We start from the raw sequence: 17,218 nt of genomic DNA, 5'->3' as shown, positions 1-17,218 counted from the left end.
TCATAATATCAATTCAGTTATTACATGGTGTATATAATGAACACAACATTAAAACGAACAATGTTGAGTAGTGTTGAAATATTTTGTCTCGTTGCAGAACAGCGAAGTTTTTCCAAGGCTGCCTATCAAGCTGGTTTGACACCCGCAGCGGTAAGTCGATCAATTGCTCGTTTAGAAGGTCGCTTAGGAATTCAACTGTTTAATCGAACAACACGCAATGTTCGTTTAACCCAAGCGGGTGAGGAATATTTCTTAGAATGTCAGCAGGCACTCAAACAAATTGCTGAGGTCGAATTAAGATTAAAAAATAAATCAGCTCAACCTTCTGGAATGATCCGGATGAGTTTACCAACACCTTTTGGACACTTTAGAGTCCTACCTCTCTTACCTAAATTTCAGCAGCTTTACCCTGAAATTAACTTGGATATACAGCTCACCAATAAAAATGTAGATTTCATTACGGAAGGTTTTGATCTTGCAATTCGGGGCCGTAACGTGCCTGAATCCAATTTAATTGCTCGTTGTTTAGAAAAAGCCGACTTGCTGATTGTCGCCTCTCCTGAATACTTAAAGAAACATGGCACACCTACTGAGATTGCCGATTTACAGCATCATCAATGTATTCAATTTATCTTACCTAGCACAGGAAAAGAAGTGCCTTGGTCTATGCTCATTGAAAATGAAGTTGTAGAGATTCAAACGCAAGGACACTTGAATTGCAGTGAAGATATTTTAGCGACCATTACCTTAGCTCAACATGGTGGTGGCCTGTTGCAAACCTGTCGTTTTATTATTGAAAATGATTTAAAACAAGGAAAGCTGGTCGAAGTCCTACAACAATATTCAGGTACTCAACGACAATTTTCCCTGCTTTATCCTAAGAATAAATATGAACAACGACACATCCGCTTATTCATTGATTTTTTAATTGAACATCTAAAATATTAGACTCAAAAAACAGGCTCGAAATAACGATGAGATTAAAAAAAATAACGCACCCTGATCTTTTCTATCTTTGATCTTTTCTAGGTCTGATATTTTCTATTGTGCTTTCCACTGCCCAGACACTTGGATATTCACTTTTTCTCCAACGCCACCCACAGCTTTTTTCATTCCGAAATCACTACGCTTTATGACTGTAGTAGAACTAAAATCCAGCAATTTTGGATTATTTAGATTGGGTTTAATTGTCGCATTAAAAGTTACAGGCTTAGTGACATTACGCAAGGTTAAATTACCTGAAATTAGATATTTATTATTAGCAAGCGGTTTAAATGCGGTACTTTTAAAAGAAGCGGACGGATATTTAGCAGCATAAAATAAGTCTTCACCCATAATCATGTTTTTCAAGGAAGATTTATTAATGCTTAGGCTATTTACATCCATCACAAATTCAGTAGATGCCTTTTGCGGAGTGCTCGTATCAAAGTTAAGAGAAGATTGAACACGTTTAAACTGCCCTTTGACAATGTTCATACCCAATGAGTCGATATGAAATCCAACATCACTATTGGGTGTCAATGTCCAAGACGCGGCATAGCTTGAAATCGAAATAACGAAGCTACCCAATAAAGCCCCGTTTATAGCGACTGATTTAAACTGCATGCAATACTCCATTCATATTCTATATATTTCTATTCAGTGTATTGCAATGCACACAAAAAACATTAAAGATTTGATTTGTCTTGCGTTTGGTATTTGTACTTTAATTGTTGGTAAATTTCCGTTTTTTGAAATTTCTCTAAAAACTCAGCTGTGCCCAAAGGAAACTCGACCTGATAAATTTCACCACGATAATACGCTTCACGTAACGGGGTCGCAGAAATAGAGCCGACTAAACTATCCAGTTCAACCATTTGCCATTCTGGAAATAGTTTTAAGTAATAAGATGAATCATCTTTAAAGTGACCAATTAAACCAATCTTATCGGCCTCTAAAACAGTAGCATTGACCAAGGACTTAACCAGCTCTACCCATTTAGTATCATTATAAACATCAATAACATGTACAAATTTGATTCGTTTTTGATCCGCTTCAGAAAAATTAGACAAAATCATTTGTTCCCGTTCTGATGCCAGAAAAGGATTTTTAGTATTCCGTTCATTTTGCGCAGAACCCAAGGCCAAAATTACATATTGGCTTTGTTGTAATGCAATTTTAATGGTTTGCATATGCGCGAGATGAAAGGGCTGAAAACGTCCAATATAAACAAGATAATCAAATTTATAAGTCATAAAAGTAATTTTTTATGAACTCATCAGTTGCAACAGAATTTCAAATATGCGACATAATGAGGGCATAAAATCCAATTAAATTTTAAAGCAAGGATAGTACGATGACACTTAGTTGTATTCAACAGCCACATCAACATTTAAACGCAAATTTAGAGGATGGTGTACTGACTTTAGCAATTAATCGACCAGAAGCAAAAAATGCACTGTATGGTGAATTGTATCTATGGATTGCAAAAGCCTTAGATGAAGCTGATCAAGATCGTGATGTTCGTGTGGTGATCTTACGTGGTGCAGATGCTGACTTTAGTGCGGGTAATGATATGAAAGACTTTATGGCTTTCATTCAACAACCACTTGAAGGTAAAGAAGGTGATGGCCCTCCATTTGTATTATTAAAATCTGCTGCACGTTTATCTAAACCATTGATCTGTGCAGTACGTGGTGTAGCGATTGGGATCGGAGTAACAGTACTTTTACATGCTGACCTCGTTTATGCAGACAATACAGCCCTGTTCCAAATTCCATTTGTCAGCTTAGGACTTTCTCCAGAGGGTGCTTCAAGCAAACTGTTGATTCAACAAGCGGGATATCATAAAGCGGCTGAATTGCTGTTAACTGCGCAAAAATTTAACAGTGAAAAAGCACTCAATGCTGGCTTAATCAATAGTATTGAAGATGATGTATATGGACACGCTTTGCATCAAGCACAAACCCTTGCAGCACTTCCATTGGCTTCAATCAAGCAAACCAAAGCGTTAATGAAACATAATCTTGAAGAGATTATTCAATGCGTGGATGATGAAGCGGTGATCTTTATGCAACGCGTTAAATCACCTGAAATGGCTGAAGCCGTTGCTGCATTTATGCAAAAGCGTAAGCCAAATTTCTCTCAATTTAATTAATTGAGTGAATCTGATCAAAGCCACTGCATGAGTATTATTCAGTGGCTTTGGTCATTTTGAATCCAATAAAACAGTTCATTTAATTATGGGTAAAGATCATGTCACAAGATACAATGACCAAGAAGCGCTATTACGAACCCGCTCCACAAGATATCGATATTGAAAATTTCCGTAAAGTCATAGAAAGTCGTCGCTCAGTACGTAAATACACTGAAAAGCAAATTCCTGCCGATGTTTTAGATGCTTGTTTAGATTTGGCTTTATTGGCACCAAACTCATCAAATCTACAGCCTTGGACGTTCTATGTGGTTCAGTCTCAAGCGAAAAAGAAAAAATTAGTCAAAGCTTGTTTAAGCCAATTATCAGCAAAAACAGCAGCAGAACTGATTGTATGTGTGGCACGTATTGACCGTATTGATGAAATGGCAAAAAACAATTTAACCCATTTCCCAATGCCTGAAGCGCCAAGAGCAGTAAAACAATATTATAAATTTATCGCATATAACTATAAAACAGGTTATCTGAATGCTTTAGGTAACTTTAAAAAAGTGGCTTTTAAAGTTGCACGCACTTTAGATAAACAACTCCCTGTGACTGCGTTTAACCCAGCTGATGCAAAGCTTTGGGCCAGTAAAACGACAGCCTTGGCTTGTGAAAACTTGGTATTGGCTTTACGTGCTTATGGTTTTGACAGTTGCATGATGGAAGGTTTTGATGAACCTTTGGTTCGCAAGATCCTCAATCTAGGAGATAAAGAGTTTCCAGTCATGGTGATTAGTGCCGGTGAACGTGCTGAAGATGGCGTATTCTTCCCACAATACCGTTTTGATCGTGATTTGTTTATTCAAAAAGTTTAATTTTAGCCAATCAATACCCACTCTCTATTCAGAAGAGGGTTGAGATTTTTAAACTATTATTCAATATCAACCATTTGAATAAACTCAAAAGCAGGTTCTTCATAAGGATGACTTGCTTTTAAAGCGATTCCCACTTGTTTTGCCTTATCTTCAGGAACGATGGTTTCCACTCGCCATTCAGGCAGTTGCTCCAAATGATCTAACTCGCCTATAAAAGGCTTTGCACCACTTAACGGTTTAAATTGACCTGTTCCTAACACTTGCCAAGCACAATGTTCATAATCGCCAATACCACCCGCTCCTGCTTGAAAAATTGCAAGTTTGGTTACTTCAAGGTGTGATTCTGGAACGTAGTAGATCAATTTAAGCATTTATTTTATGTTCAAAAACTCGATTATAGCTTTGTTCGCATTTACTTTTATTTATTTTTTATTTGGTTTTCGTTAGAAAAAAGCTATGTATAGTTAGCTCAATTCATAAGATTTAAACAGAACTGTAGATTTTATAAGCTTGATCAGAATACAAAAAAAAGAGCGCCTCAGCGCTCTTCTTATTTCCCTAAAAATTACTCGTCAGATTCAGTATTATCAGACTCAGTTTCACCTTCATCCATAACAGTTTCATCATCAACTAATTTTTCAGAATCAATTAAACTCTCTGACTCTAAAGCAGTCTCGCCTTCGATCGCATCTAACTGATCGATAATCTCATCATCAGCTTCGACAGCTTCAACTGCAACCACACCGACCAAGACTTCTTCATTACCTAGGCGGATCAAACGGACACCTTGGGCATTACGACCTGTTCTCGCTACTTCAGAAGCACGAGTACGAACCAGCGTTCCACCATCAGAAATCAACATCAATTCTTTAGATTCATCGATGGCAACAGCACCAACTAACTCACCATTACGTTCAGATGTTTTAATAGCAATAACACCTTTACCACCACGTTTTTTGGTTGGGAAGTCATCTACTGGCGTACGTTTACCATAACCATTTGCAGAAGCACATAATACTTCGCCAGTTTCTGGTACAACAACTAACGAAACGATTCGGCTAACCACATTGGTATTTGAATCTGCAGTATCTTCATCATCTGAATCTACATCAACTTCAACATCTTCTTCTGTTTGTGCCGCAGCCAATGCCACACGCATACCACGAACACCTTTCGCAGTACGACCCATCACACGAGCATCAGTTTCAGAGAAACGGATTGCTTTACCTTCATTTGAGAACAACATGATTTGCTGTTCACCATCAGTAATTGCAACACCAATTAAAGTATCTTCTTCTTTCAACTCAATGGCACGTAAACCATTTGAACGAACATTACCAAACTGCTCTAATTCAACACGTTTTACTGTACCTGATGCTGTTGCCATAAATACATAGAAGTTTTTACGCACACTTTCTACACGTTCAGCAAATTCAGCAATTAATTCATCATCAAGATCAGAAGCAGAAAGCTCAATACCAATTTCTTTGAGTTGCTTACGTAAAGCATCTGATAAGTCATCTGGATTTTCGCCAAGCTCTGCAAACGCAGCTTTTAGTGCTTCATAATGTGAGTCGATAATTGTGTTTTCACGCAGTTGAGCAACGTTGGCACGGACAAAAGTTCTAAACTCAGTTAAACGCTCGGTAAATTTCTTCGGAGCATCAATTACAGGAAGAATCGCTGTAATGGTCTCTTCTGCATCCAGTGGTAATAAGTTCACCATTGGGCGGCCTTTTGCACCACGTGACGCTTGAGGTACTTCAAATACTCTTAAGCGATAAACTTTACCTACATTGGTAAAGCACAATACAGTTGCATGGTTCGATGTCACGATTAAATGTTGAATATAATCATCTTCTTTCATCGAAGTTGCAGATTTACCACGTCCACCACGGCGCTGTGCAGCATAATCAGACAATGGTTGAGTTTTTGCATAACCTGTTTTTGAAACAGTTAAAACAACTTGCTCTTCTGGGATTAAATCTTCACGAGAAAAATCAATACGTGATTCAACAATATCCGTTTTACGTGCATCGCCATACTGTTGAAGAACCAAGGAAAGTTCTTCACGAATCACATTCATCAAAAGATTGAAGTCATTTAAAATTGCTGTAAGTTCAGCAATTTGAGCTAAAATTTCAGAATATTCAGCTTGTAACTTATCTTGTTCAAGACCGGTTAAACGATGTAAACGTAATTCTAAAATTGCACCAACCTGAGCTGGAGATAAACGATAAAGCTGACCATCCAAACCAAATGGACGACTTGGATCTTCACCTTCGATCTCATCCGGACGAACTGAAATCGCGCCTGCTTTTTCTAGCAATGCAACAACATTTCCACCCGCCCATTCGCCAGCAAGTAAACGCTCGCGTGCTTCAGCTGGATTCGCAGAAGTCTTAATGGTTTCGATGATTTCATCAATATTGGCTAAAGCAACAGTCAAACCTTCTAAGATATGACCACGCTCACGCGCTTTACGTAATTCAAACATGGTACGGCGTGTCACCACTTCTTGACGGTGACGAATAAATGCCGCAATGATGTCTTTTAAATTCATCAGTTTAGGTTGGCCATTGTCTAGGCAAACCATGTTGATACTGAATGAATTTTCAAGTTGAGTATTTAAAAATAAGTTATTGACAATAACTTCAGCGTTTTCGCCACGCTTTAAGTCAATTGCAATACGCATCCCGTCTTTATCAGATTCGTCTCGAAGTTCTGAAATACCTTCAAGTTTTTTCTCTTTTACCAATTCAGCAATACGTTCAATGGTTCTTGCTTTATTGACCTGATAAGGAATTTCAGTGAAAACAATCGTCGTACGACCAGTTTTTTGGTCTTCTTCAAAATGGTATTTACCACGAATATGTAAACGACCTTTACCTGTACGGTAAGCATCTACAATTCCTGATTTACCATAGATAATGCCGCCTGTAGGGAAATCTGGACCAGAAATATATTCCATCAATCCTTCAATTGAGATGTTCGGATTATTTGCATAAGCCAAACATGCATTAACTACTTCTGTCATGTTGTGTGGCGCCATGTTGGTCGCCATACCGACAGCAATACCTGTCACACCATTGATCAATAAGTTAGGAATACGTGTTGGCATAACCTGAGGAATACGCTCAGAGCCATCGTAGTTATCTTCCCACTCGACTGTATCTTTTTCTAAGTCAGCCAACATTTCATGGGTGAGCTTACGCATACGGACTTCGGTATAACGCATTGCTGCTGCGCTATCACCATCGACAGAACCAAAGTTACCCTGACCATCAACCAATTGATAACGTAGGCTAAAATCTTGAGCCATACGAACAATTGTTTCATAAACAGCTGAATCACCATGTGGGTGATATTTACCGATTACGTCACCAACAACACGCGCAGATTTTTTATAGGCTTTGTTATAGTCGTTGCCTAACTCGTGCATAGCGAACAGCACACGACGATGAACAGGTTTTAAACCATCTCTCACGTCTGGTAATGCACGAGATACAATAACACTCATGGCATAATCGAGATATGAGCTTTTTAGTTCATCCTCAATGGCAATCGGTCTAATTTCCGATACGCTCATGCATACTCCTTATTACAAACAGTGCAAGCAGCAACTGCTCATTTATATAATCTAGCTAGTCAAAATTTAGCTCAAAAAGCGTTGAGCCAAAATCTAAAATTCAGTCGCACAGTATAGCATAAAACCAAGCGATTTTGTGCCTATCCGACCACACTATAATCATGATTTTTTGTAGTATTTTTAAACAATTTTAACGATTTATTGACAATAAAAAACCACCTGATTAGGCGGTCAATCAAGCATCGCTAAATTTATAAATGAATGGGTATTTTTATCTCAAAACCTGACCTGTTTTTATCTATCCAATCATACTCAATGGTGTTCTTCATTCACTGTTTTTTAGGGTCTGTTGACATTTCATAAATGGCTTGCGTTGTAGGCTAAAATTGAACAGGCAAGGCGTGAAACGATGAGAATAGCGAGACTATTTTCGAGTTTCATAACACAGGCTGAGATAATTTTAGCCACAACCCTTCGGGACTAGAGTGGTTTTTACCGCTACGTCGTTTCCTTGTGAAACGATGTTTCTCATCATTTAGAATGACTAAATTTCATATTTCGTACCTTGTATCACCTAAAAACCACTCGTAGTCGCAAACGTAGACGAATTGTCAACAGACCCTTTGTTTATCAGTAAAAAATAAATCACATCAAACAGTTTTATTTCGGATCGATTAAAACAACTCAAACTTGAAAATTGCCATATAAAATCCGATATGGCAAAAAATATGAGCAAAGCAATACGGAGTCCAACCCCACTGATCAGAAAAATCTAAACACATCCAAATATAGAGTGTTGTAAATTTCTATAATTTATATGGATCTGCCTGAAGCAATTCACAGTGTTGCAGCAAATCATCACTGATTGCTACGCGATAACACTGCCAATCACGAATTTGATTATTTTCAAGCTGTGGAACCATATATATTCGGCTTGCAGGCGCATCAGTGAATTTACCCACTAAAATCCCTTGCTGTGTGATTTCAATTTGATCAAAAATAAAATCACTAAACTGGGTCTGTTCAAACTTTTCAATATCTTTTAGGCTCGTCGCAAAACGATGCTTGGCGTCATAATACTGTGCTAAACGCGCTTGATAAGCTTGCATATCAAAATAACGTGCTTGGTATTCGTTAGACACCACCTCTTCACTTGCAGGTAGTGCTTCATCTGTTGTCGCAGTGTCATCTTGATTGGATGACCCAATTACAGACATCACAATAGGGATAACCACACTTGAAATAACCCCAAGCACTGCGGGACCAAACATAAATACGGCTAAAAGTATCCAGACAATTTTAAAATTTTTCTTTTTAGGCTGATTTTGAGACTCTCTTTGTGTATTTGCGGCTTTCTGCTGCCATGATTCAAGTAACGCACTCGCCTTATCACCTACAGATGTATGCTGATTGCTTTCTGTTTCATTGTTCGGAGGAGTCTGACGAGGTTTTATATTATGCGTGGGATTTGACTGTCCTTGCTTATTTTCACGGCGTACAGAAAATTCAACATTGCTATTGCCTGTCAAATCGTTGGTCTGTTTAACATGTTTTAAACGAGTACCACAAACACCACATTTCATGGCTTCATTGATATTCTCAGCGTAACATTTGGGACACTTCATATTTATAGCTATTCTAGGTGAGATGATATGGAATTGAGCAGTAATGGAAAAGCGCAGCGTCTAAAACGACAGAATCAGCCAGTCTAACGCGCCAATAAGTATAGAATTAAAAAAATGGTCAAAAGCCACTACAGGATTAAATGCGATGTTGTATCTGTAACAGCTGATTTACACTGGAATTTTCTGTATGTCGCCAGTATACGATTGAAAATTTAATTGTGTTTATGCTTTGATCTTATCGGGTTTAAAATTGGACTTCAAGGTATTTATCCACTGATTCTCTCTTGTTCTTTTAGCCAGGGCATTGATCTCCCTACATCAATTACTTATTGATAAAATAATCACTCAAGATACAGCATCTTAAACATAAAAATTAAGATCAGAAAAAATGAAAATAGCATTTTTGATCACTGTTTTTATTTTATGACAGCTTATGTTTAAAACCACTTTTATAAATCAAGAAAAGATCATATAGCGTGAATCATATTAGTTTTGCAAGGTTCCTTATCCCTATGGGAAAAAATGACGATAAAGGAGCTTTTAAATTGATTCACACTATAAAAAGGGCTGATGAGAGAAGCTACTCAGAGTTTCTTTATTAGAATAGAGAACAACCCACCATCACGACTTTATTTATCCGTGCACACCATCCATCTACGTATTCAATAAATTTCTAAAATAAAAAAACGCACTTAGGAAATCCTAAGCGCATTTTTTAAAACTTAATTCGAGAATTAAAGTTTAGAAACTAATTCAGGAACAACAGTATTCAAATCACCAACTAACCAGTAGTCAGCTACAGCATTGATTGGTGCTTCTTCATCTTTGTTGATTGCAACAATCACTTTAGAATCTTTCATACCTGCCAAGTGCTGGATCGCACCAGAAATACCTACAGCGATGTAAAGATCAGGCGCAACGATTTTACCAGTTTGACCAACTTGCATATCGTTAGGAACGAAGCCAGCATCAACCGCAGCACGTGAAGCACCTTGAGCAGCACTAAGCTTGTCAGCAAGTGGATCAAGTACTTTATGATAGTTCTCACCAGAACCAACACCACGACCACCCGATACAACGATACGCGCAGCAGTTAATTCAGGACGTTCTGATTTCACAATTTCTTCAGAAATGAACTTAGAAATACCTGCATCACCTGTAGAAGCCGCAGATTCAACTGCAGCAGAACCGCCTTCAGCAGCAACAGGATCAAAAGCTGTACCACGTACAGTTGCAAGAACAATTGCTTCGTCAGATTGAACTGTAGCAATTGCATTACCTGCATAAATTGGACGTTTGAAAGTTTTAGGACCTTCAACAGCAATGATGTCAGTAATCATGCTTGAGTCTAAAAGTGCAGCAGCGCGTGGCAAGATATTCTTACCTGTAGTTGTTGAAGCAGCAAGGATATGTGAATAACCTTTACCTAATTCAGCAACAAGTTTCGCTACGTTTTCAGCCAATTGGTTTGCATAAGCTGCATCATCAGCAAGCAAAACTTTGCTTACACCAGCAACTTTCGCAGCAGCGTCTGCAACTGCTTGAGCACCAGAACCTGCAACCAATACAGTGATATCACCACCGATTTTTTGAGCCGCAGCAACAACGTTTAAAGTTGCACCGTTAAGTGTCTTATTGTCGTGCTCAGCGATAACTAAAATACTCATGATTTTATCCTTCTGTATTAGATCACTTTCGCTTCATTTTTAAGTTTTTCAACAAGCTCGTCTACAGACTTCACTTGTACACCAGCTTTACGCTCTGCAGGTGGTTCAACTTTAACTGTTTTAAGTTTAGAAGTTGCTGTAACACCGAAATCTGCAGGAGTTTTCGTATCAAGTGGCTTTTTACGTGCTTTCATAATGTTTGGAAGCGCAGCATAACGTGGCTCATTCAAACGTAAGTCAGTGGTGATGATCGCTGGAGTATTTAACTCAACAGTTTGTAAACCACCATCAACTTCACGAGTTACTTGAACTTTATCGCCATTTACAGTTACTACAGAAGCAAATGTACCTTGACCAGCGCCAAGTAAAGCACCCAACATTTGACCAACTTGGTTAGAGTCATCATCAATTGCTTGCTTACCTAAAAGCACAAGTTGTGGTTGTTCTTGTTCAACAACAGCTTTTAGGATTTTAGCAACTTCTAAAGCGCCAAGTTGACTGTCATCAGCCTCAACTAAAATACCGCGGTCTGCACCAAGCGCCATAGCAGAACGAATTTGTTCTTGCGCTTCTTTTGGTCCAATAGAAACAACAACGATTTCTGAAACTGTTCCTTTTTCTTTTAAGCGAACCGCTTCTTCAACTGCGATTTCATCGAATGGGTTAATTGACATTTTAACGTTAGTAAGGTCTACCCCACTATTGTCCGGTTTAACGCGAACTTTAACGTTGGCATCAACCACACGTTTTACAGCAACAAGAGCCTTCATGTAATCCTCGGCTGTTTTAGCAAAAGTAAATGTTAAGAAGAGTTATAATAACGCTTCATTTAAAATTATTTAGGTGTCCTATCTTGCAATGTGATTGGCATTTCGGTCAAGTCACAATTCGCAAAACTGCTGTAAAAAGTCATAAAAAAGCTTGAACGTACAGTTCACATTTTTTCTAAATATTTTAACTTAGACACGTAAGGCTACTATTTCGACAATATTTATATATTGATAAATAACATTATTTGTATAGATTCTGTATAAATAATCAAAAGAATTAAGATAAATTATCAATCAATCAAAGGGATGACACCACCCGTTCATCGATACTGCTACACTCTGTCATTTTAGACAGATTCAGCAATTTTTCTAAGTATGTTTATTGATTAAATTTGTGAACTTTTTGGCATTAAACTTGTAACAAAATACTAAATATACAAAAACGGGCTTCTTTTCAGAATCACCCGTTTGTTTCTGCTTGGATTAATTTGCCAATAACCATGCGGCTGCAATGGTCAACAAAGTCCCTGAACCACCATCAATCCATTTTTGCTTACGTTCATTGATGTGCTGCTCTTTGGTCAATTGAGCAATCAAAAGGCTCAAACCACAATACACCAAGAATATCAAAGCAATAAAAATTGCTGACAAGGCTAAGCCTTGAAACACAGTGTTGCCTGATTTATCGATAAATTGTGGCAAAATCGCAAAATAGATCAACATGCCTTTTGGATTCAACAATGCCGTAACAAAGCCTTTGCGAATAGGATTTGAAACTGCTTTCTGCTCAATACGTAATGTCTTTTGGCTAAATACTGATTTAATCAAATGAAATGCCAAATACAATAAATAGGCGATCCCCAAATATCGAATCGTCTCAAACAATACTGGGAATGAAACAATAATTGCAGCAATTCCAAGCGCAACCAGAATCGAATGAACCAGATAGCCAGAACAAATACCGATTGTCGCCATCATGCCTGCTTTCGCATCTTTACCTATCACTTGTGACAGGATAAATAACATATCTGGTCCTGGTGTGAAAATTAACGGAAGTACCGTTAAGGCAAAAAGTACAAATACAGACATCTCTTTTCCCTTTCTGAAGTTTGACTGCGAGAAGAAAACAGTATCTTTTAAAATGCTTAAAATAGGATTTCAAATATTCTATAATGATGATTATTTTTCAAATTAAATTCTAATTTATGAAAATTTCATCTAAGACTATTCTAATTAAGCTAGACCGTATTGATAAAAATATCATTCGTGCTTTACAAGCCAATGGTCGAATCCAAAATAATGATCTTGCTCGTGAGATTGGGCTCTCGCCCTCATCATGTCTAAGACGAGTTCGACTCTTAGAAGAAGCCAAAGTTATCCAAAACTATACAACAGTGGTGGATCCACAAAAAATTGGCTTTCAATTGATGTTATTCTCAAGAATCTGGTTGTTAGGCCAAGATGCTGAAACCATTGATACCTTTATTGAAGCAATGAAAGAACTGCCTCAAGTCATGGAGTGTTATATTATTCTGGGTGAATGTGATGCGATGTTAAAAGTGGTAGTACCTGATTTAGAAAGCTATCGTAAATTTCAGTCGACACATTTGACCAAAAAGAATGGTATTACCAGTGTAAAAACGGATGTCCCAAGTCAAATTATTAAACAAAGCTTTCAGCTACCTCTTGAAGATCTGTAATTCAAAAATACGTATTAGGTGAATATGAAAACATTTAATCGCCCTGTTCGATTAGAAACACCCAGACTTATCCTTAGACAATGGCAAACTCGTGATTTTGAAGCTTTTGCAGATTTAAATGCTGATCCAGAGGTTATGCGGTATTTTCCAGCGACCTTGTCAAAAAATGAAAGTGACCTTTTAGCACATCGATTTCAAGACTCAATTACCGAATGTGGTTGGGGATTTTGGGCGGTTGAGTTAAAAGAAAATCAGCAATTTATCGGTTTTGTGGGTCTAGCCAATCAAGCGGAAAAATTTACTTTCTCTCCTTGTGTTGAAATTGGTTGGCGATTTGCACAACAATATTGGCATCAGGGCTATGCGACGGAAGCCGCTCAGCAATGTTTGGCATTTGCATTTGAAAAATTAGCTTTAGAACAGGTTGTTTCTTTCACATCTGTACTGAATCAAGCTTCGGAAAAAGTAATGCAACGACTTGGTATGGATTATGTCGAGAACTTTATGCATCCCGCTTTAGAAAAAAACCATGCTTTGGCTGAACATGTACTTTACTGTATACAAAATCCAAAGCTGTAACGCTGGTCAATATGCGGGTTATCTTGGGCGATGCAAAATTTTATATCGTAAAACAAAGATCTGCATATCGAGCTAAATAAGACTGAGGAAATACGTTAAAAATTATCGCCCTTTTCTATCTAAGCAGTACTTTGATCAGGATGTTCAATAAAAATGATTTATGAATTATGTACAGATCGTCTTTTACTTCGACAATGGCAAGCTTCTGATTACGATGCTTTTGCAAAAATCACAGCAAACCCTGAAGTAATGCAATTTTTCCCAAAAATTTTAAATCGTGAGCAAAGTGACGAACTGGCAAATCAGATTAAATATTTAATCGAAATCAAAGGCTGGGGACTTTGGGCAGTTGAATTGATTGAAACCCAAGAGTTTATTGGGTGTGTTGGACTACATCAACAACCCTCAAAATTTGAATTTTCACCATGTATAGAAATTGGCTGGCGGCTTGATCCAAAATTTTGGAATAAAGGCTATGCAACTGAGGCAGCTCAAGCATGTTTAAGATTTGCATTTGAAGAACTGAATTTTCAAGAGATTGTTGCCTTTACATCTAAACATAATCTTGCTTCGCAAAATGTCATGAAAAAAATTGGAATGAGCTTTTCTCATGACTTTCTGCATCCTGATTTTGATGAGCACCATCCACTACATGAAGAGAAGCTCTATCGAATTCAAAAACAAGATTTTCAATTTTAGTTTTGCATTATTTCACCATGCTTGCTAAAAAATCACGATGAATATGGCTTAAATCAATCAAATCTTGATTTTTGAGCTCCAGCACTTGCCAAATCTCAATAAAGTCTTCTTTTAAATCAATATGATTAGACACTGTTTGTGCCGCTTGCCATTGTTGGTCTGATATCCATAAATAGGTCTGATTGGTTGCGGTATTTACAGCTTGAACTTTACCCTCAGCATTGATACCCAATACTTTTCCTTCTTGCGGTAAGGTTGCCTCAATTTTGGGGAGGCTGAATTCTACAAAATGTTTAATTTGACGTAAGCCATAGCCCTTAAAAATTTCTTTTTGAGCGTCAGTCAGTTGCTTATATTTTTGTTCAAGTTCAGGGATCATTGAAAGACCTAATTTTTCTGCAAAATTGAATCAATAGAAATGTATTGAATAAATACCAAACCTAGATATACATGAGAGCATTTTTAAAAACAATTATCTATTCGACTTTTTTCTGTGCTAAATGTGTTTAAGCACTATGCATTTTATTAAAAAACCAACTGTGCTTTTCACCAGGTCTATTCGCTACAAAATACAAAGGTCAACGCTTAATAAAGCCTTATATTCAAAATTAATTTTTTATTTTTGATGCAGCAGCTCTTGGATGCGCTTGATCATAGACTTGTGCCAGATGGTCAAAATCGACGTGGGTATAAATCTGTGTTGTGGTTAAATTGCTATGTCCTAGCATTTCTTGCACTGCACGCAGATCTCCACTATTGGATAACATATGACTGGCAAAACAGTGACGCAATAAATGTGGGTGTAAATCAACATTTACCCCTGCACGTAGTGCTTGGTATTTGACTCGATTTTCAATCTGACGTGGGCTAATACTTGTGCCACGTTGAGTAATAAATACCAAAGATTCAGGGCTAAACTCCCCCTGCCAGATTCGATAGATTTTTAACCATTCAATCAGACTCTCTCTCGCTTTAGAGCCGAAAGGTACGATTCGAGTCTTATTCCCTTTACCCGTGATACGCAATAAATGACGGGTAAAATCAATATCTCGTATGGTTAAACTTTGAACTTCCGCCAAGCGTAAGCCACTGGAATAAAGCAATTCCAGAATGGCTTTATCTCGTAACCACAATTGCTTTTCTGTTGGCTTTTCAGGTTCGGGTTGATCCATGATTTGATTAACCGTTTCAATATCAATCATCCCTGGTAATGGTCGAGCTTGCCGCTTTATCTGAAAATCATCCGCTGCATTGATTTCTAAATAACCACCTTGTTTGGCCCACTTCATAAACTGACGAATTGAAGTCAAATGCCGTTGTAAACTACTGGTCGAAAGCTGGTCTTTTTCGACACGATAAGCTACATACTCTCTTAAATCAGCAGCTTCGACTTGTTTTAACTCAATCTGCTTGTCATAACAAAAATCAATAAAGTTGGATACATCTCGGAAATAAGCATCTAAGGTATGTACCGATTGATTCTGTATTTTCCGATCCTTAATCCACATCGAGAGCAATTGCATTGCACCGTATTGCATAAGCTCTCCTTTGATCAAAATAGCAAATGACATAACCTGATTGAAAAATATCAGTCTTGTAAAACTGTATACACCACACCATTGATGACTTCTGCCATCTTATTTAAATTGAGTTTTTCAACAGTATCCTCTTGGGTATGATAATGCTTATTTCTAAAAAAAGCCGTATCTGTGATCATAATAGCAGGGATATCCAAGTGCCAATAATTCAAATGATCTGAGAAATCCACGCCTTGTACAAATGATGGCGCTATCAATCTTTGACAATCAAGGCGTTTTAACGCTTTCATGGCATCACAATATTTTTCGCCCAAACCACGTGAAGTGAAATTACTCACTGCGCCAATAAAATTTCCATGTTTGGGATAAAATAAAGCTAATCCCGATGGATAATCCTGAACATTTTTATGGTCAAAATATCCAATCATTTCCAAAATATACACCGCTTGAATTTGATCTTTTTGTTTTAAAATGGATTGTGCATGGATATAACTCCCCATATGTTCAGTACGGAAATACGGAGGTTCTTCCAATGTATAAAAGACAAAATCAACATTCTGTTTAAGACTGGCCTTATTGGCTGCTAAAATTCGCGCAATCTCTATTAGCCCCACCACACCAGAAGCATTATCATCAGCACCTTTGAAATTCCCATAAACATCATAATGTGCACCAACAATCACTTTTTTGGCATGACCCATTTGTAAGTGACAGATTACATTTCGATAGGTTTTGCCTTTGACTTGATAAGGCTGGTATTCACAAGGAATCGCAAACTGTTCAAGTTGTTGTTTAATGAATGCCGCAACTCGATCGAGCTCTTGAATATTTTGATAATTTCGAAACGCTTGGGGGTGAATCACTTGTTGTAAATAACTGTTTAAACGATCAGGTTCAGCTTGCTGATCATAGCGTTGTTCTGCTGCGACACTCCATGTTGAAAGCCCACAGCTGAGCAATATAATAAAAAGATAGTTTAAATTTAAAAAATTTGGATAAGCTATTTGCATGTATAAATCCAATTTAAAAGCGTGTTGGTATAGCTATAATTTAAAAAA

The 17,218-nt window shown here is 37.5% G+C and carries 17 protein-coding genes; 6 read left to right on the top strand and 11 right to left on the bottom strand.

The window, feature by feature from the left end:
• Nucleotides 1-36: 36 nt before the first annotated feature.
• The gene (locus tag FHR28_RS04975) at nt 37-948 is read left to right on the top strand and encodes a LysR family transcriptional regulator (protein ID WP_166782056.1); all 912 of its coding nucleotides are present in this window, start codon (nt 37-39) and stop codon (nt 946-948) included.
• Nucleotides 949-1,041: 93 nt separating this feature from the next.
• On the opposite strand, the gene FHR28_RS04970 is transcribed toward FHR28_RS04975, so the two are convergent.
• Together FHR28_RS04970 and FHR28_RS04965 are read right to left on the bottom strand one after the other, a co-directional pair.
• A complete protein-coding gene (locus FHR28_RS04970) occupies nt 1,042-1,605 on the bottom strand; it encodes a YceI family protein (protein ID WP_166782055.1) in 564 nt (187 codons plus the stop codon).
• Between the two features lie 62 nt (nt 1,606-1,667).
• Nucleotides 1,668-2,234 (bottom strand): nicotinate-nicotinamide nucleotide adenylyltransferase, encoded by a 567-nt coding sequence (locus tag FHR28_RS04965; protein WP_166782054.1) that lies wholly within the window; start codon nt 2,232-2,234, stop codon nt 1,668-1,670.
• A 101-nt stretch (nt 2,235-2,335) separates the two neighbouring features.
• On the opposite strand from FHR28_RS04965, the gene FHR28_RS04960 reads away from it, so the two are divergent.
• Both FHR28_RS04960 and FHR28_RS04955 read left to right on the top strand, forming a co-directional pair.
• A complete protein-coding gene (locus FHR28_RS04960) occupies nt 2,336-3,136 on the top strand; it encodes an enoyl-CoA hydratase (RefSeq protein ID WP_166782053.1) in 801 nt (266 codons plus the stop codon).
• 98 nt (nt 3,137-3,234) lie between these two features.
• Nucleotides 3,235-3,993 (top strand): nitroreductase family protein, encoded by a 759-nt coding sequence (locus FHR28_RS04955; RefSeq protein ID WP_166782052.1) that lies wholly within the window; start codon nt 3,235-3,237, stop codon nt 3,991-3,993.
• A gap of 56 nt (nt 3,994-4,049) precedes the next feature.
• On the opposite strand, the gene FHR28_RS04950 is transcribed toward FHR28_RS04955, so the two are convergent.
• The 6 genes from FHR28_RS04950 to FHR28_RS04925 all read right to left on the bottom strand — a co-directional run bounded on the left by FHR28_RS04950 (nt 4,050) and on the right by FHR28_RS04925 (nt 12,733).
• The gene (locus tag FHR28_RS04950) at nt 4,050-4,364 is read right to left on the bottom strand and encodes an NGG1p interacting factor NIF3 (RefSeq protein ID WP_166782051.1); all 315 of its coding nucleotides are present in this window, start codon (nt 4,362-4,364) and stop codon (nt 4,050-4,052) included.
• Nucleotides 4,365-4,558: 194 nt separating this feature from the next.
• Complete coding sequence (gene gyrA / locus FHR28_RS04945) at nt 4,559-7,582, bottom strand: DNA gyrase subunit A (protein ID WP_166782050.1); 3,024 nt, start codon at nt 7,580-7,582, stop codon at nt 4,559-4,561.
• Nucleotides 7,583-8,388: 806 nt separating this feature from the next.
• Complete coding sequence (locus FHR28_RS04940; protein WP_228722017.1) at nt 8,389-9,207, bottom strand: zinc ribbon domain-containing protein; 819 nt, start codon at nt 9,205-9,207, stop codon at nt 8,389-8,391.
• Nucleotides 9,208-9,941: 734 nt separating this feature from the next.
• On the bottom strand, nt 9,942-10,874 hold the full coding sequence (locus tag FHR28_RS04935; protein WP_004717227.1) for an FAD-binding protein: 933 nt from the start codon (nt 10,872-10,874) through the stop codon (nt 9,942-9,944).
• Nucleotides 10,875-10,891: 17 nt separating this feature from the next.
• On the bottom strand, nt 10,892-11,644 hold the full coding sequence (locus FHR28_RS04930) for an electron transfer flavoprotein subunit beta/FixA family protein (RefSeq protein ID WP_004823176.1): 753 nt from the start codon (nt 11,642-11,644) through the stop codon (nt 10,892-10,894).
• A 483-nt stretch (nt 11,645-12,127) separates the two neighbouring features.
• Nucleotides 12,128-12,733 (bottom strand): LysE family translocator, encoded by a 606-nt coding sequence (locus tag FHR28_RS04925; protein WP_056518144.1) that lies wholly within the window; start codon nt 12,731-12,733, stop codon nt 12,128-12,130.
• A gap of 116 nt (nt 12,734-12,849) precedes the next feature.
• Between FHR28_RS04925 and FHR28_RS04920 the strand changes: the two genes are divergently transcribed.
• The 3 genes from FHR28_RS04920 to FHR28_RS04910 all read left to right on the top strand — a co-directional run bounded on the left by FHR28_RS04920 (nt 12,850) and on the right by FHR28_RS04910 (nt 14,622).
• The gene (locus FHR28_RS04920; protein ID WP_004717233.1) at nt 12,850-13,344 is read left to right on the top strand and encodes an Lrp/AsnC family transcriptional regulator; all 495 of its coding nucleotides are present in this window, start codon (nt 12,850-12,852) and stop codon (nt 13,342-13,344) included.
• A gap of 24 nt (nt 13,345-13,368) precedes the next feature.
• Complete coding sequence (locus FHR28_RS04915; RefSeq protein ID WP_166782049.1) at nt 13,369-13,923, top strand: GNAT family N-acetyltransferase; 555 nt, start codon at nt 13,369-13,371, stop codon at nt 13,921-13,923.
• Between the two features lie 153 nt (nt 13,924-14,076).
• On the top strand, nt 14,077-14,622 hold the full coding sequence (locus tag FHR28_RS04910; protein ID WP_056518140.1) for a GNAT family N-acetyltransferase: 546 nt from the start codon (nt 14,077-14,079) through the stop codon (nt 14,620-14,622).
• 7 nt (nt 14,623-14,629) lie between these two features.
• On the opposite strand, the gene FHR28_RS04905 is transcribed toward FHR28_RS04910, so the two are convergent.
• The 3 genes from FHR28_RS04905 to FHR28_RS04895 form a co-directional block, all read right to left on the bottom strand.
• Nucleotides 14,630-15,001, bottom strand: coding sequence for a hypothetical protein (locus FHR28_RS04905; protein ID WP_166782048.1), 372 nt, complete (start codon nt 14,999-15,001; stop codon nt 14,630-14,632).
• Between the two features lie 229 nt (nt 15,002-15,230).
• Nucleotides 15,231-16,130 carry a tyrosine recombinase XerC gene (locus FHR28_RS04900; RefSeq protein WP_166782766.1) on the bottom strand — a complete coding sequence of 300 codons (900 nt, stop codon included), beginning with the start codon at nt 16,128-16,130 and terminating at the stop codon, nt 15,231-15,233.
• An 80-nt stretch (nt 16,131-16,210) separates the two neighbouring features.
• Entirely contained in the window at nt 16,211-17,170 is a 960-nt protein-coding gene (locus FHR28_RS04895; protein ID WP_166782047.1) for a M28 family peptidase, read from the bottom strand.
• Nucleotides 17,171-17,218: the final 48 nt, after the last annotated feature.

It is taken from the genome of Acinetobacter sp. BIGb0196, assembly GCF_011759595.1.
In the GTDB taxonomy this organism is placed as follows: domain Bacteria; phylum Pseudomonadota; class Gammaproteobacteria; order Pseudomonadales; family Moraxellaceae; genus Acinetobacter; species Acinetobacter guillouiae.
This window is presented reverse-complemented; position numbering and strand designations above follow the sequence as displayed.

Coding starts and splice junctions, on each gene's coding strand:
- FHR28_RS04955 (WP_166782052.1), top strand. CDS start 3,235: ATGTCACAAGATACAATGACCAAGAAGCGCTATTACGAACCCGCTCCA.
- FHR28_RS04910 (WP_056518140.1), top strand. CDS start 14,077: ATGATTTATGAATTATGTACAGATCGTCTTTTACTTCGACAATGGCAA.
- FHR28_RS04935 (WP_004717227.1), bottom strand. CDS start 10,874: ATGAGTATTTTAGTTATCGCTGAGCACGACAATAAGACACTTAACGGT.
- FHR28_RS04895 (WP_166782047.1), bottom strand. CDS start 17,170: ATGCAAATAGCTTATCCAAATTTTTTAAATTTAAACTATCTTTTTATT.
- FHR28_RS04920 (WP_004717233.1), top strand. CDS start 12,850: ATGAAAATTTCATCTAAGACTATTCTAATTAAGCTAGACCGTATTGAT.
- FHR28_RS04905 (WP_166782048.1), bottom strand. CDS start 15,001: ATGATCCCTGAACTTGAACAAAAATATAAGCAACTGACTGACGCTCAA.
- gyrA (WP_166782050.1), bottom strand. CDS start 7,582: ATGAGCGTATCGGAAATTAGACCGATTGCCATTGAGGATGAACTAAAA.
- FHR28_RS04915 (WP_166782049.1), top strand. CDS start 13,369: ATGAAAACATTTAATCGCCCTGTTCGATTAGAAACACCCAGACTTATC.
- FHR28_RS04970 (WP_166782055.1), bottom strand. CDS start 1,605: ATGCAGTTTAAATCAGTCGCTATAAACGGGGCTTTATTGGGTAGCTTC.
- FHR28_RS04965 (WP_166782054.1), bottom strand. CDS start 2,234: ATGACTTATAAATTTGATTATCTTGTTTATATTGGACGTTTTCAGCCC.
- FHR28_RS04930 (WP_004823176.1), bottom strand. CDS start 11,644: ATGAAGGCTCTTGTTGCTGTAAAACGTGTGGTTGATGCCAACGTTAAA.
- FHR28_RS04925 (WP_056518144.1), bottom strand. CDS start 12,733: ATGTCTGTATTTGTACTTTTTGCCTTAACGGTACTTCCGTTAATTTTC.
- FHR28_RS04950 (WP_166782051.1), bottom strand. CDS start 4,364: ATGCTTAAATTGATCTACTACGTTCCAGAATCACACCTTGAAGTAACC.
- FHR28_RS04960 (WP_166782053.1), top strand. CDS start 2,336: ATGACACTTAGTTGTATTCAACAGCCACATCAACATTTAAACGCAAAT.
- FHR28_RS04900 (WP_166782766.1), bottom strand. CDS start 16,130: ATGTGGATTAAGGATCGGAAAATACAGAATCAATCGGTACATACCTTA.
- FHR28_RS04940 (WP_228722017.1), bottom strand. CDS start 9,207: ATGAAGTGTCCCAAATGTTACGCTGAGAATATCAATGAAGCCATGAAA.
- FHR28_RS04975 (WP_166782056.1), top strand. CDS start 37: ATGAACACAACATTAAAACGAACAATGTTGAGTAGTGTTGAAATATTT.